Annotated in this window: 12 protein-coding genes; 3 read left to right on the top strand and 9 right to left on the bottom strand. The window is 70.3% G+C overall.

The genetic code is table 11. The features are described 5' to 3' along the window. Nucleotides 1–474, bottom strand: a 474-nt coding sequence (locus A3A5_RS39340) for a TorF family putative porin (protein WP_018313130.1), incomplete at its 3' end; no start/stop codon positions are given. 381 nt (nt 475–855) lie between these two features. Between A3A5_RS39340 and A3A5_RS0124480 the strand changes: the two genes are divergently transcribed. Continuing rightward, entirely contained in the window at nt 856–1,134 is a 279-nt protein-coding gene (locus A3A5_RS0124480; protein ID WP_018313129.1) for an accessory factor UbiK family protein, read from the top strand. Between the two features lie 81 nt (nt 1,135–1,215). Continuing rightward, nucleotides 1,216–2,760: a YifB family Mg chelatase-like AAA ATPase gene (locus A3A5_RS0124475; protein ID WP_018313128.1), complete on the top strand. Its 1,545-nt coding sequence runs from the start codon at nt 1,216–1,218 to the stop codon at nt 2,758–2,760. Between the two features lie 126 nt (nt 2,761–2,886). On the opposite strand, the gene zwf is transcribed toward A3A5_RS0124475, so the two are convergent. The 7 genes from zwf to A3A5_RS43585 all read right to left on the bottom strand — a co-directional run bounded on the left by zwf (nt 2,887) and on the right by A3A5_RS43585 (nt 12,452). Further along, nucleotides 2,887–4,374, bottom strand: a complete 1,488-nt coding sequence (gene zwf / locus A3A5_RS0124470) for a glucose-6-phosphate dehydrogenase (RefSeq protein ID WP_018313127.1) — start codon at nt 4,372–4,374, stop codon at nt 2,887–2,889. Between the two features lie 69 nt (nt 4,375–4,443). Then, nucleotides 4,444–5,487 (bottom strand): SIS domain-containing protein, encoded by a 1,044-nt coding sequence (locus A3A5_RS0124465; protein WP_026201087.1) that lies wholly within the window; start codon nt 5,485–5,487, stop codon nt 4,444–4,446. Then, nucleotides 5,480–6,583 carry an N-acetylglucosamine-6-phosphate deacetylase gene (gene nagA, locus A3A5_RS0124460; protein ID WP_018313125.1) on the bottom strand — a complete coding sequence of 368 codons (1,104 nt, stop codon included), beginning with the start codon at nt 6,581–6,583 and terminating at the stop codon, nt 5,480–5,482. Before nagA ends, A3A5_RS0124465 begins: the two co-directional genes overlap by 8 nt. 31 nt (nt 6,584–6,614) lie before the next feature. Further along, a complete protein-coding gene (locus A3A5_RS0124455; RefSeq protein ID WP_018313124.1) occupies nt 6,615–7,682 on the bottom strand; it encodes a porin in 1,068 nt (355 codons plus the stop codon). A gap of 117 nt (nt 7,683–7,799) precedes the next feature. Further along, entirely contained in the window at nt 7,800–9,518 is a 1,719-nt protein-coding gene (gene nagE, locus A3A5_RS0124450) for an N-acetylglucosamine-specific PTS transporter subunit IIBC (protein ID WP_018313123.1), read from the bottom strand. Then, nucleotides 9,515–12,127, bottom strand: coding sequence for a phosphoenolpyruvate--protein phosphotransferase (ptsP, locus tag A3A5_RS39335; protein WP_051108576.1), 2,613 nt, complete (start codon nt 12,125–12,127; stop codon nt 9,515–9,517). The genes nagE and ptsP overlap by 4 nt, the downstream gene beginning before the upstream one ends. Nucleotides 12,128–12,245: 118 nt before the next feature. After that, a complete protein-coding gene (locus A3A5_RS43585) occupies nt 12,246–12,452 on the bottom strand; it encodes a hypothetical protein (RefSeq protein ID WP_157637293.1) in 207 nt (68 codons plus the stop codon). Nucleotides 12,453–12,517: 65 nt separating this feature from the next. Between A3A5_RS43585 and A3A5_RS0124440 the strand changes: the two genes are divergently transcribed. Then, the gene (locus A3A5_RS0124440; RefSeq protein ID WP_018313121.1) at nt 12,518–13,240 is read left to right on the top strand and encodes a GntR family transcriptional regulator; all 723 of its coding nucleotides are present in this window, start codon (nt 12,518–12,520) and stop codon (nt 13,238–13,240) included. Nucleotides 13,241–13,479: 239 nt separating this feature from the next. On the opposite strand, the gene A3A5_RS0124435 is transcribed toward A3A5_RS0124440, so the two are convergent. After that, on the bottom strand, nt 13,480–14,127 hold the full coding sequence (locus tag A3A5_RS0124435; RefSeq protein ID WP_018313120.1) for a LysE family transporter: 648 nt from the start codon (nt 14,125–14,127) through the stop codon (nt 13,480–13,482). Nucleotides 14,128–14,190: the final 63 nt, after the last annotated feature.

Raw genomic sequence — 14,190 nt, 5'->3', positions numbered from 1 at the left:
CATGACCGGGCCCCAGCCGATGCCGGCGTACAGTTCCGTGGTGTAAGGGCGCGGGTTGTTGTAGCCGCCCGGGTAGTAGTACTGGAGCACGCCCAGGTCATAGTTGAATTCGGTGCCGGCGACCTTGAAGGTGTTCTTGAAGCCGCCGTAGAAATCCATCTCGACCGGGGCCGANACCGCCGGGTTGGCATCCTCGAGCCAGCTGATGCTGGAGTTCCAGTTGCCCACGTAGAAGCCGCTTTCGTGGGCGTAGTCAAAGCCACCCTGGATAGCCGGGCGCAGGTTGGTCTGGCTGATGCCGCGATAGCGGTAGTCCGAGACCAGCGACACATTGGCCGTGAACGTATGCGGCGATGCCGGCTCGGCAGCGGCGGCAGCGGGCGCCGGGGCCGTCGCGTCGGTGCTTTGCGCGAGGGCCGTGGCGGCGGCGCTGGACAGGACAACCGCGCTGACTGCTAGGGCCAACTTCTTCATAGATTTTTCTCCTTTTTCCTCATGGCTCGGATTTGGTTTGTTTGGATTTCGGTGAGGCAGTCGGGACCACTACTGCAACTGCCATGCCAGCCCTTGGAAAAACAACGACGCGCTGGGCAGCCGCGCCCTTGTCCGTGATCCAGGCCGCCCTTGAATCTGCCGGGTGGCATAGCCAGATCAGGTTAAAAGGTGTGACCGACGGCACGCAGGCGCTTTCGCCCGCGTGCTTCACGGGCGATAATTGAGTCGTGACGGTGGGCCATGTACAGCGACAACCAGGTGGTGTGCCCGCAATCGGGGCGCCCAAAACCTGTGCGAAAGCGCGCTATACGCCAAATGCCCACCCGGATTGGCACCAGTTAGGTGCGCAAAGGAGAAACCATGAAACCGACCGATCTCTTCAACGACCTGCAGAACAAGGTCAGCGAGGCGCTGCGCAACTCGCCGGCAAGGGACATCGAAAAAAACGTGCGCAGCATGATGACCCAGGGCTTTGCCAGGCTCGACCTGGTCACGCGCGAGGAATTCGACGTCCAGTCGCAGGTACTGGCCCGCACCCGCGCCCGCCTGGAGGAACTGGAGGGCCGCGTGGCGGAGCTTGAGCGCCGCGCCGGCATCCCGCCCGGCGCCGGCTCGGTGGACTCGACCGGGGGCGCGTGAGCACGCCGGTCCTGCCCGATCCCGCCAGCCTGTCTGAAGGCCGCCAATCCTGGCGGCCTTTTTCGTTAACAGATCGATGACATGAGCCTTGCCGTCCTTCGCAGCCGGGCACTGACCGGCATCGCCGCCCCGCCGGTGCGGGTCGAGACCCACCTTGCCAACGGCCTGCCGGTATTCACCATCGTCGGCCTGGCCGACACCGGCGTGCGCGAGAGCCGCGAGCGCGTGCGCGCCGCCATCCTCAACAGCGGCTACGAGTTTCCCAACCGCCGCATCACCGTCAACCTGGCCCCCGCCGACCTGCCCAAGGAATCCGGCCGCTTCGACCTGGCCATTGCGCTGGGCATCCTGGCCGCCAGCGGCCAGATCCCGTCCGAGGCGCTGGATGCGCATGAGTTCGCCGCCGAGCTGTCCCTGTCCGGCGAACTGCGCCCCGTGCGCGGCGCGCTGGCCATGGCGATGGGCCTGGCGCGCGACAACGCCGCGCGCGCGGCCGCCGGCGAGGCGCCACGCGCCTTCCTGGTGGCCGAGGGCAATGGCGCCGAAGCCGCGCTGATCGAAGACCTGGCGGTGCACGCCGCCGCCACGCTGCGCCAGGCGTGCGGCCACCTCGGCTCCCTGCCCGACGCGCGGCTGCACCGCGCCGCCCCCGCCTTGCTGCCTGCCGCCACAGACCGCGGCCCCGACCTGCGCGAGGTACGCGGCCAGGCCCAGGCGCGCCGGGCCATGGAGGTGGCCGCCGCCGGCCAGCACTCCGCGCTGCTGGTGGGTCCGCCCGGCACCGGCAAGTCGATGCTGGCGCAGCGCCTGCCCGGGCTGCTGCCGCCGATGTCGCTGCAGGAAGCGCTGGAATCCGCCGCGGTCATGAGCCTGACACCGGGCGGCTTTCGCACCGAGCTGTGGGGCCAGCGCCCCTGCCGCTCGCCGCACCACACCGCGTCCGGGCCGGCCATGGTGGGCGGCGGCGGCAACCCGCGCCCGGGCGAGATCTCGCTGGCGCACCATGGCGTGCTGTTCCTGGACGAACTGCCGGAGTTCGACCGCAAGGTGCTGGAGGTCCTGCGCGAGCCGCTGGAATCCGGCCGCATCACCATCGCCCGCGCCGCCGGGCACGCCGACTTCCCCGCCTGCTTCCAGTTCGTGGCCGCGATGAACCCGTGCCCGTGCGGCTACCTCGGGCATCCTGACCGCCCCTGCCGCTGCACGCCCGACCAGGTGCGGCGCTACCAGTCGCGCATCTCGGGGCCAATGCTTGATCGCATCGACCTGCAGATCGAAGTTCCCGCGCAGGACCAGGGCGAAATGCTCGATGGCGCGCCCGGCGAACCCAGCGCCGTGGTGCGCACCCGCGTGCTGGCCGCGCGCGAGCGCCAGCTGGCCCGGCAGGGCAAGCCCAACAGTGAACTGAGCGGACAGGAGATCGAGCTGCACTGCGCGATGGAACCGCAGGCGCAGGCACTGCTGCGCGGCGCCATGGCACGGCTGGCGTGGTCGGCGCGGTCGTACTTCCGGGTGCTGAAGGTGGCCCGCACCATTGCGGACCTGGAAGGCGCCGAGGTCTTGACCTCGGCCCATGTGGGCGAGGCAATCCAGTATCGGCGGGCGTTGCGGATGGCGGGCGGGTGAATGACTGGCTTTAACCGAACAGCGATGCCAGCGTCCACGCGCTTGCCGCACGACTCCATGTCCTGCTGCTGCAGGTAGGCCGCAGGTTGCGCGCCAGGCGGGGCGCGGGACGTTCGGCCAGCGGCGTCACGCCTCCTCCGACCACTGCACGCCTTCGCGCGCCATGAACGCGGACGATGCCGCCGGGCCCCAGGTGCCGGCCGTGTAGGGCCGCGGCCCCTCGTCCTGGTGGCGCCAGGCTTCCAGGATCGGGTCTACCCAGGTCCATGCGGCCTGCAGTTCGTCGCGCCGCACGAACAGCGCCAGCCGTCCGCGGATCACGTCGAGCAGCAAGCGCTCGTAGGCTTCGGCGCGGCGCGTCGTGAAGGCCGAGTCGAGGTTCAGCGCCAGGCTCAGCGGCTTGAGCTTCATGCCCTCGCCCGGCTGCTTGACCATCAGCGTGAGGCGCACCGACTCTTCCGGCTGCAGCCGGATCACCATGCGATTGGGCTGCAGCGTGCTGCCGGCGTCGAAGATCGAATGCGGCACCTCGGCGAAGTTGATCACTACCTCGGTCACCCGCTCCTGCATGCGCTTGCCGGTGCGCAGGTAGAACGGCACCTTGTTCCAGCGCCACGTGCCCAGCTCGGCGCGCATCGCCACGAAGGTTTCGGTGCGGCTTTCGGGCGGAATGCCATCTTCCTGCAGGTAGCCGCGCACCAGTTCGCCGGCGATGGCGCCGGCGGTGTACTGGCCGCGCACGGTGTTGCGGCGCACGTCCTCGGGCGACATCGGCCGCAGCGAGCGCAGCACCTTGAGCTTTTCATCGCGTACCGCGTCTGAGTTCATCGATGCGGGCGGCTCCATCGCCAGGATGCTGACCAGCTGCAGCAGGTGGTTCTGCACCATGTCGCGCATGGCGCCGGCCTCGTCGTAGAAGCCGCCGCGCGTGCCCACGCCCACGGTCTCGGCCACGGTGATCTGCACGCTGCGCACGAACGGCGTGCGCCACAGCGGCTCGAAGATCGAATTGCCGAAGCGCAGCGCCATCAGGTTCTGCACCGTTTCCTTGCCCAGGTAATGGTCGATCCGGTAGGTGCGGTCCTCGCTGAAGTAGCGGCTGACCACCTCGCCGATGCCGATGGCCGAGGCCAGATCCACGCCCAGCGGTTTTTCCAGCACCAGCCGGGTGTCGTCGGCAATCAGGCCATGGCTGGCAAGATTGTCGCAGGTGGCTGCGAACAAGCCAGGCGGCATCGCCATGTAGTAGACGCGCTGCGCCGCGGTGCGCAATTGCGCCGCCAGCGCCGGATAGTCGCCGGGCTGCGCGGCGTCCAGATGCACGAAGTCCAGCCGCTGCAGGAAGCTCTGCCATTTGGCCGGCTCGAGATAGCGCGCATCGATAAACGGTTGTGCGCTTTCATCGGCAAAATTGACAAAGGCCTCGCGGTCCCAGCGGTGCCGGCCCACGCCGATGATGCGGGTGCCGTCGGGGAGGTTGCCGTCGCGGTGGCACATATAGAGCGATGGCAGCAGCTTGCGCGCCGACAGGTCGCCGGCGCCGCCGAAGATGACGAGGTCAAGCGGGCGCGCGTCGGCAGTGCCGAAGGAAGAGGCGGTTCGGGTGGTTTGCATGACGAACTCCTTGCTTGCCGGGAGCGGCATGGGGCGGCGTGAGCCGGTATTGGAGCAATCTGGGCCAGATCAGCGGGTCTCGGTCACCTTGCGCAGGTATTGCGGCTGGTCGGGATTGCGCCCGCGCGCCAGGGCGAGCGCCTGCGCCGCGACATAGAAGCTCTGGATGGCGCAGATCGGATCGAGCAGCGGATGACCGGCCGGCGCAAGCGGCAACTCCGCGCGGAATTCCCCCGGAAACTCCGCATCATTCGTGCCAGCAGGCGCAGCCAGCAGCACGCGCGCGCCGCGGGCGCGCATCTCGGCGGCCAGCGCCAGCAGCCCGGCCTGTTCCGGCCCGCGCGGCGCGAACACCAGCAGCGGGTAGCCGTCGCCGATGATTTCCATCGGGCCATGCCGCACTTCGGCGCCGGAGAATGCCTCGGCCTGGATGCCGGAGGTTTCCTTCAGCTTGAGCGCCGCTTCCTGTGCGATCGCCAGGCCCGCGCCGCGGCCCAGCACGATCATGCGCTCGGCGTCGCGCAGCGCGGGCACCAGCGCCGACCAGTCCTGCGCGGCGGCCTCGTCCAGCGCGGCCGGCAGGCCCTCGCAGGCCGCGACCAACTCGCGCTCGCCGCTGCGCGCGGCTTCGAGATGGCCCACCAGCAGCGCCGATATCGACAACATGGCGATATAGCTCTTGGTGGCGGCCACGCTGTGCTCGGGCCCGGCTCGCAACGGCAATGCATGCGCGCACGCCTGCGCCAGCGGCGAGTCCGGGGCATTGACCAGCGCCACCGTGGCGGCGCCGCCGGTGCGCAGCGCCTGCATGGTCTCGACCAGGTCGGGGCTGCGGCCCGACTGCGAGAACGCCACCGCCAGCTGCCCATCCACGCGCAGCGCGCTGCCATGCAGCGTCACCGTCGACATCGGCAGCGACGCCACCGGCACGCCCAGCCGGCGCGTCACCAGCGCGGCGAAGTAGCTGGCGGCATGGTCTGAGCTGCCGCGCGCCACGGTCAGCACCGCGGGCCACGGCTGCGCGGCCAGCGCCGCCGCCAGCGCGGCGACGTGCGCGCCGTGGTCCAGCTGCGCGGCCACCACGGCCGGCGCGCTCAACGCCTCTTCAAGCATTCTCGACACAACGCTCCCCTTCGACATAGACGGCACGGATGGCCAGCGCGCGGTCCAGCACGGCCACGTCGGCCCAGCAGCCGGGCGCCAGCGAGCCGCGGTCGGCCAGGCCCAGGTACTGCGCCGGATACAGCGAGACGCGCCGCGAGGCTTCGGCCAGGTCCAGCCCGATCGCGACGAAATTGCGCAGCGCCTGGTCCATGGTCAGCACGCTGCCCGACAGCGTGCCGTTGGCCAGCCGCACGCTGCCGCCGGCCTTGTAGACGGTCTGGCTGCCCAGGTGGTAGACGCCGTCGGGCATGCCCGCCGCGGCGGTGGCGTCGGTAACGGCGTACAGGCGCGGGATCGCGCGCAGCGCGGCGCGGATTGCGCCCGGATGCACATGCAGCAGGTCGGGGATCAGTTCGGCGAACTCGGCGTGCGCCAGCGCCGCGCCGACCACGCCCGGGGCGCGGTGCTGCAGCGGCGTCATTGCGTTGAACAGGTGCGTGAAGCCGCTGGCGCCGGCCTCGAGCGCGGCCACTGCGTCTTCATAGCTGCCCAGCGTGTGGCCCAGCTGCACGCGCACGCCGCGCGCGGCCAGCATGCGGATGATGTCCAGGTGCCCGGGCAACTCCGGCGCCAGCGTCACGACCTTCAACGGCGCCGCATCGAGGTACTGCGCCATTTCCCGCTGCGTGGCAATGGCCGAAGACTCGGGCTGCGCGCCCAGCTTGCCGGGGTTGATGTATGGCCCCTCCAGATGCACGCCGAGCATGCGCGCGCCGCCCGCCGGGCGCCTCGCGCAGGCGCGGTCCAGTGCTTTCAGTGCCGTCAGCAGCACCTCGTGCGGCGCGGTCATGGTGCTGCCCAGCAGGCTGGTGGTGCCGAAGCGCACATGCGCGCGCAGGATCACCGGCACCGCGGCCTCCCCGTCCATGAAGTCCTTGCCGCCGCCGCCGTGATTGAGCAGGTCGACAAAGCCCGGCAGCACATAGGGGGCGTCGTTGTCCGCCGGCGTGGCCGGCACGCCCTCGATGCGCGCGATGCGCCCGTCCGGGCCAGCATGGATTTCGCCAAGCAGCCAGCCGGTCGGGGTCAGGATGTTGCCTTTCATGGCAGTACTCTCCACATCACGGGCGCATTCCTCAGAACAGGTGGATGATGCCGGCATAAGCGCCCTGCTGGTTCGCGCCCGGCCGCGGCATGGTGTCCGGTGAGGCCTCGACCGAGAAGGTCGCCTTGCCTGAGTTGAACACCGACGCCACGGTGCCGTACAGCGACGTGCGCCGCGACAAGTCATACTTTGCGCCCAGTGTGACAAGCGTGCCATGGCCGGCGTGGTTGTTCAGGTTGGCGTAGTAGATGCCTGACAGCAGCGTCAGCGCCGGCAGCACGCGGTAGTTGGCGCCAACCCACGCCATCTGGCTGCGCGTGGCGGCGTAGGGGTTGGCCGCCGTGGCCACCGTGGCGCCCGACGACGCCGTCAGGTTGTAGCCGGCAAACAGGCGCAGGTCGCGCAGCGCATAGCTGCCGCCCAGCGTGTACTGGCGCGAGCTGGCATAGAGGTCGTCCATGCGGCCGCGCGCATCGCGCAGTTCTTCGTAAAGGCCGGTCACGGCCAGGTTGCCCTGCGCGTACTTGATGGCGGCGCTCAGCTGCCTGCCACCGTTGAAGTTGCCCGGAACGCCGTCGTGGCCAGCCTGCGCGCGCAGGCTGAACCCACCCCAGGCGGGGGAGTTCCAGGTCACGGCATTCGGGCGCGAGCCCCAGTTGCGGCCATAGACCAGCGTGGCCACCGAACTGGCCTGCAGGCCCATCGGGTCGAGCGTGCCGCTCTCGTCGTCGGTGAGGCTCATGGCGCGGCCAAGCAGCAGCGCGCCCCAGCCGTCGCCGGCCAGGCCCACCTGCGCGCGGCGGTTGAACAGCGGCTCGGCGCGCCCGGTGCCGGAGGTGATCATGCCCTCCAGGTTGAACAGCGCGCGCAGGCCGCCGCCCAGGTCTTCGGCGCCGCGCATGCCCCAGAAGCTGACGCCGTACTGGTTGCTGCCGAAGCGCAAGGTATCGGCGTCGCCGCCAGGCCGGGCGATGCCGTTGACGTAGTCGAGGCCGGCCACCGCGCGGCCGTAGAAGGTAATGCCGGTGGCGCCGGCGGATTGCGCGCAAGCGCCGCCAGCCGACGCTGCAAGCAGCGCCGTCAGTGCAATGCGTTTCACGGTCGGGAACTCCAGGATGGTATGGCGATTGCCACCACGCGCGGCCGCAAGCGGGCGCCGATGGCACGGATCGACCGCGGCCGCTGCAAACCGCAGCAGGCCGCGGCGGCGGGGGCGTCAGGCGGGCGCGCCGGCTTTCAGCGCACGGGCCAGCGCAGCGGCGTGCCCATCGGCCGGATGGCCGAAGGCGATATGCGCGGTGTCCGGCCCGGTCCACATCAACTGGTTGCCCGGGCCGCCCGCGAGGCGCTCGTCGCGCACGCAGGCGCGCTCGCGCACCACCACGCGCAGCCTTGTCAGCGCCACCACGTCGACGGCCGCCAGATTGCCGGCGCCACCTAGCGTGTCGATCCACCAGTCCGGGTCGAAGGGCGCTGGCACCGTTGCGGCCTCGGCGACAGCGGTAGCGGTGGCTTCGTCAGCGCTTAATGCCTCGGGCTGCTGCAGTGCTGCGCGGATCTCGCCTGCAACCTGCTCGGCCTGCGGCCCGATCACCACCTGCACCACATTGGGCGGGCGCTTGAGCACGCCGCGCACGCCCAGCGCCTTGAGCTTCGGCTCGGACACGGCACCGACGTCGGCCACGTTCAGGCGCAGCCGCGTGGTGCAGGCGTCGACCACCACCAGGTTGGCGCTGCCGCCCAGCGCCTCGACATAACGCTGGCCCAAGCCGCCTGCGGCGACCGGCTGCGCCACGCCGGCCGCGGCGGGCTCGGTCATGGCCTCATCGCGGCCCGGGGTCAGCAGGTTGAAGCGGCGGATAAACAGGCGGAACACGGCGTAGTAGGCCAGCCCGTAGGCGAGCCCCAGCGGCAACGCCAGCCAGCCATGGCTGGACAGCCCATAGCCGAGCACGTAGTCAATCGCACCGGCCGAGAAGGTGAAGCCCAGCCGGATATCCAGGATCTGGCACAACGCCATCGACAGGCCCGTCATCACCGCGTGCAGGCCATACAGCACCGGGGCCAGGAACATGAAGCTGAACTCGATCGGCTCGGTAATCCCGGTCAGGAATGAGGTCAGCGCCATCGAGAACAGCATGCCGGCCACCAGTGCGCGGCGCGCGGGCGGCGTCTCCTGGTACATCGCCAGGCACGCCGCCGGCAGGCCGAACATCATCACCGGGAAGAAGCCGGCCATGAACACGCCGGCGCCGGGATCGCCGGCAAAGTAGCGGTGCAGGTCGCCCGTAACGGCGGCGCCGGTGGCCGGATCCACATAGTTGCCGAACACGAACCAGGCCAGCGTGTTGATCAGGTGATGCAGCCCGGTCACCAGCAGCAGCCGGTTGAGCAGCCCGAACACGAAGGCCCCGGCCGCGCCGGCCGTGGTCAGCCACGCGCCGGCGGCATTGATGCCGGCCTGCACCGGCGCCCACGCATAGGCCAGCACCAGCCCTAGCAGCAGGCAGCACAGCGCCGTGACGATGGGCACGAAACGCTTGCCGGCAAAGAATGCCAGGTAGGGCGGCAGGGTCACGCCGCGGTAGCGGTTGTAGAGGTTGCCGGCCAGCAGGCCGCACACGATGCCGGCCAGCACGCCCATGTCGAGCGAGCTGTCGATGGCCTTCATCACCGTGGTCAGCACCAGGTAGCCGATAGTGCCGGCCAGCGCGGCGGCGCCGTGGTTGTCGCGCGCCGAGCCCACCGCCACGCCGATCGCGAACAGCAGCGCAAGGTTGGCAAAGACCGCATTGCCGGCCTCGGCCATCGGGCGGATATCGAAGACATCGGGCTGGCCCAGGCGCAGCAGCAGGCCGGCAACCGGCAGCACCGCGATCGGCAGCATCAGCGTGGCGCCAAGGCGCTGCAGCCCGGGCAACAGGTCGATCTTCATTGGCATTCTCCATAAGGGCGCGCAAGCGCGCCGTCGTTCCGGGGAGCCGGCGCCTGGGCCGGCCAGTATTCGCGGCACGCGGCACGCACCGCGCCCGCCGAGGGCAGCCGCAGCAGCGCGCCGGCGCGCTGGCAGCAGTCGGCGTGGGACAGCGCGCGCACACGCGACTTGATGCCCGGTACCAGCGCGGCATCGACCGACAGCTCGGTCACGCCCAGCCCGATCAGCACCGGCACCGCCAGCGGATCGCCCGCCAGCGCGCCGCACACGCCGACCCAGCGGCCATGGCGCGCGGCGCCCTCGGTGGTGGCGGCGATCATGCGCAGCACGGCGGGATGCAGACCGTCCATGCGCGCCGCCAGCTCCGGCTGGCAGCGGTCCATGGCCAGCGTGTACTGGGTCAGGTCGTTGGTGCCGATCGAGAAGAAATCGGCGTGCTCGGCCAGCTGGTCGGCCAGCAGCGCAGCGGACGGGACTTCGATCATCACGCCGACCTCGGGCACGGCCTCGGCACCCGCCTCGCGCGCCAGCGCGCGGATGCGCTCGCGCCAGACCAGCAGTTCGTCCACCTCGGTGACCATCGGCAGCAGGATGCGCAGCGGCGCAGCGGCGCGCACCGCCAGCAGCCCGCGCAACTGGTCGTCGAACAACTGTGGGCGCACCTGCGCCAGGCGCACGCCGCGCAGCCCCAGCGCCGGGTTGGCTTCCGGCGGCAGCTGCAGCCAGGCCGCGTCCTTGTCGCCGCCGATATCGAGCGTGCGCACGATCACGCTGCGTCCCGGCAGCGCGTCAACGATGGCCTGGCAACTGGCGCGATGACCGGCGGGCGTGGGCGCGGCGGCCTCGTGCAGGCACAGCAGTTCGGTGCGCACCAGCCCGACCGAGTCGGCGCCGTGTGGCAGCGCATTGGCGGCATCCGCCACGCTGCCGACGTTGGCGGCCACCTCGATGCGCACGCCGTCGCGCGTGCTGGCCGCGGCGTGCGCATCGCGCAGGTCGGTGTCGCGTTGCCAGGCGCGCTGGCGCATGGCGCTGGCCGCGGCGGCCAGCGCGTGGGCATCGGGGCTGGCGAGCAGGCAGGCGCGGTCGCCGTCGGCAATCACGGGCGTGCCGTCGGCCAGGCGCGCCAGCGCACCGCCCAGTGCCACCAGGCACGGCATGCCGAGCTGGCGCGCGATGATGGCCGCGTGCGAGGTCGGGCCACCGCGCACCATCACCAGTGCCGCGACCTGCGCCGGGCAGAGATGCAGGCCGGCCAGGTCCGAGGGCGTGAATTCTTCCGCGGCCAGCACCACCGGAGTGCCGTCTGCGGCCGGCAGGCGCCCGGCGGCAGTGTCCGCGGGCGCGGGGGCGAGCACGCGCCGCACGCGCTTGTCCACGTCGAGCAAATCGGCGGCACGCTCGGCCATGCGCGGATCCGGCATGCGCGACAGCAAGGCAGCCTCGGCGCGGGTGGCCTCGCGCCAGGCAAAGCCCGCGCTCTTGCCGGCGTCGATATAGGCCTCAGCCGCGGCCAGCAGCGCCGGGTCTTCCAGCAGCGCGCGATGCATGGCGAAGATGCCGGCCTCGGCAGCGGCACCGCGCGCGGCGGCGGCTTGGCTCTCGTGCGTGAGCTGGGCGTCGGCGCCAGCCAGCGCCGCACGCAGCGCGGCACGCTCGGTGGCGTTGCCCTGGCCTGCTTCGGCCGGCTCGGGGGCCGTGTCGCGCCACCAATGCAGCGTGCCGACGGCAATGCCGGGCGCGGCCGCCACGCCGGCAATGGCGCCCGGGACCAGGCTGGCCGACGAAAGCGGGATCGTGCCGGCGTGCACCGGCGGCGCGTCCTCGCCTGCGCCGGCGCGCTGCAGTTCACGCGCCACCGCGGCCAGCGCGGCCTCTGCATCGGCGCCGCTTGCCACCAGTTCGACCATGGCGCCTTCGCCCGCGGCCAGGCTCAGCAGCGCGACCAGACTGGACAGACTCGCCTGCCGGCCGCCGTAATGCAGCATCACGCTGGCATCCAGCCCGCGCATTGCCGCACGCGCCCGCGCCGCGGGCCGTGCATGCAGCCCGCCCGGGCACGCCAGCGTGACCGTGCGGCGGTGCGGGCGGAGGCCGGCCTCGCCCGATGCGTGGCGCGGCAACGCCTGCGCACCGGCGGCCCGCACCTGCAGCACCACGCTGCGGCCGGCCTCCGCCCGCACCGCCACGGGCTTGCCGGCAACCGCGAAGGCGTCGCCGTTGGCCAGCGCCATTACCGTCACCAGGCTCAGCGCCTGACGCGCAACCCCGTCGACATCGAAGCGCACCAGCACGTCGCCTTGCCGCACGCGCTCACCCGTCGCCACGCACGGCGCAAACCCCTCGCCGCGCAGCGCCACGGTATCGATGCCGACGTGCAGCAACACCTGCGCGCCGCAAGGCGCCTCCAGCGTGAGGGCGTGGCCGGTGGCGGCCAGGTGGATCACGGTGCCGTCACACGGCGCCACCAGCGTGCCGGACAAGGGGTCGATCGCCACCCCGTCGCCGAAGGTGCCGGCGGCAAAGACCGGGTCGGGCACCGTGGCCAGGGGGAGCAGCACTCCGCTTATCGGAGCCCGCAGCATCAGGGTTTCAGCAGTGTCAGCCATATCGTGTCCCGCAAATTGGTATCCGGCGCTGTCGGCGACGTGTCGCAGTGGTCCGCGGAAAGATAGACCGCATCAGACAATAAAAATACCAGTAGAAACCATTAGTAGTTATTTGTATTCAACTGGTATTGATGTTGCGATGAATCAAGACGCTAAGAATTGTCGACAGGAAGCCTCGGCGAATGCCGCGAGCGCGCAGAAACATGCAGAAATTTCCGTGCCATGGCCCTGCTGCTGGCGGCAGCCATGGCGCAGAACCTTTCCAATACCAGACCGCATACACGCTGTCACCCGCAGCGCCGCGATGGTAGTAAAGTCGGGTCATTCGCCGAAGTTGTCCTAAAGTGGTATCATCCAATTTACAAACCTGGTACTACCCGAGGATGCAAGATGGATGAACGTCTGCTGGCGCTGCGGCCAGACGAAACGGATGCCACGCCGATCTACCTGCAGGTCGCGCGCAGGCTGGGCGCGGCGATCCAGGGCGGGCAGTGGCGCGTGGGCGACGCGCTGCCTTCCGAGCGCACGCTGGTGGAATCGCTGGGGATCTCGCGCGTGACCGCGCGGCGCGCGCTGCAGGTGCTGGCCGAGGAAGGCGCGATCACGCGCAGCCGCGGCGCGGGCACCTTTATCGCGCCACGCCCGGAGCCCAGGGCGGCACGGCTGGATAACTTCAGCGAGCTGGCGCGCCGGCGCGGCATGACGCCGGCGAGCGAACTGGTGGCGTTCGAGCGCCGCCAGGCCACGGCGCCGGAGGCCGAGGCGCTGGCCCTGCGGACGGGTGAAGAGATCGTCAGGCTGACCCGGCTGCGCAAGGCCGACGGCCAGACCTTCTGGATGGACGTGACCACGCTGGCGCTGGCGGTACTGCCGGACGCCAGCGCCATCGGCGAATCACTCTATGCCTACCTGGAGCGGATCGGCCAGCCAGTGCTGCGCGTGACCGAGAAGCTGCGCGCGATCGTCGCCAGCGAGGAACTGGCCACGCGCCTGAATATCGCGCCGGGGGAACCGCTGCTGCATATCCTGCGCACCGGCTATACCCATGGCGACAAGCCGGTCGAACTGACTGACGCCTACTGCCTGAACGATTTCTACGAGCTCAAGCAGTAGCGGCCGGCCACAGGCGGCTCGACCGGGGCTGGGGTCGGGTCTTCCTCTGGCGGCAACGGCAAGTCCGGAGGGACGCCCGGCGGCCCGGGCTCTTCGACCGGGGGTACGGTATGGCGCGGCTGCTTGCGCGCACCGGCGTGGGGGTTCGGCAAGGCGGGCATGCGGGGTCTCCGTGGCCGGGTTTCCTCCTCATTGAAGCAAACCCGGCCGGTGCGCGCCAGTATTGATGCAGCCCCTGCTCAGGCGTGTTGCCGGCGCACGAAGAACAGCGCCGCGCCCACCGCCATCAGCACGCTGCCAAAGAAGCGGTTCTGCCAGCGCACCGCGCGCGCATTGCGGAACAGCCCCTGCATGCGCGAAGCCAGCAGCGCGTAGCCATGCATCACCACCAGGTCCACGCAGCACATGGTGGCCGCCAGGATCGCCAGCTGCAGCGCCAGCGGCCGGTTGGGATCGATGAACTGCGGCAGCACCGCGACCATGAAGATGATGCCCTTGGGGTTGGTCACATTGGTCAGCAGGCCGGTGCCAAAGCGCCGGCGCCGGCTCATCACCGCCACGCGCGCGGGGGCGGCGCTGCCACTCTGGTTTGCGCCGCCCTCCACCTTCGCGCGCCATTGCTGCACGCCGAGGTAGATCAGGTACAGCGCGCCAATCGTCTTGACCACCATGAAGGCCTGCTCCGAGGCCAGCAGCAGCGCGCCCAGGCCGCCGCCCGCCACCAGCAGCACGATCACCAGCCCGGCCTGCAGGCCGAAGATGGTGGTGGTGGTCCTGCGCAGCCCGTACGAGAGCCCATGGCTCATCGACAGCACCGCGCCCGACCCGGGCGACACGGCGATCACCCAGCACGCGGCGAAATAAGCCAACCACACTTCCCAACGCATCCCAACTCTCCTTTGATGACAACCATGCCGGGGCCACAATCCCGCAGCCACGGCACAAACAAT

Origin of the sequence: Cupriavidus sp. UYPR2.512, from assembly GCF_000379565.1 — a bacterium.
Classification (GTDB): Bacteria; Pseudomonadota; Gammaproteobacteria; order Burkholderiales; family Burkholderiaceae; genus Cupriavidus.
This window is presented reverse-complemented; position numbering and strand designations above follow the sequence as displayed.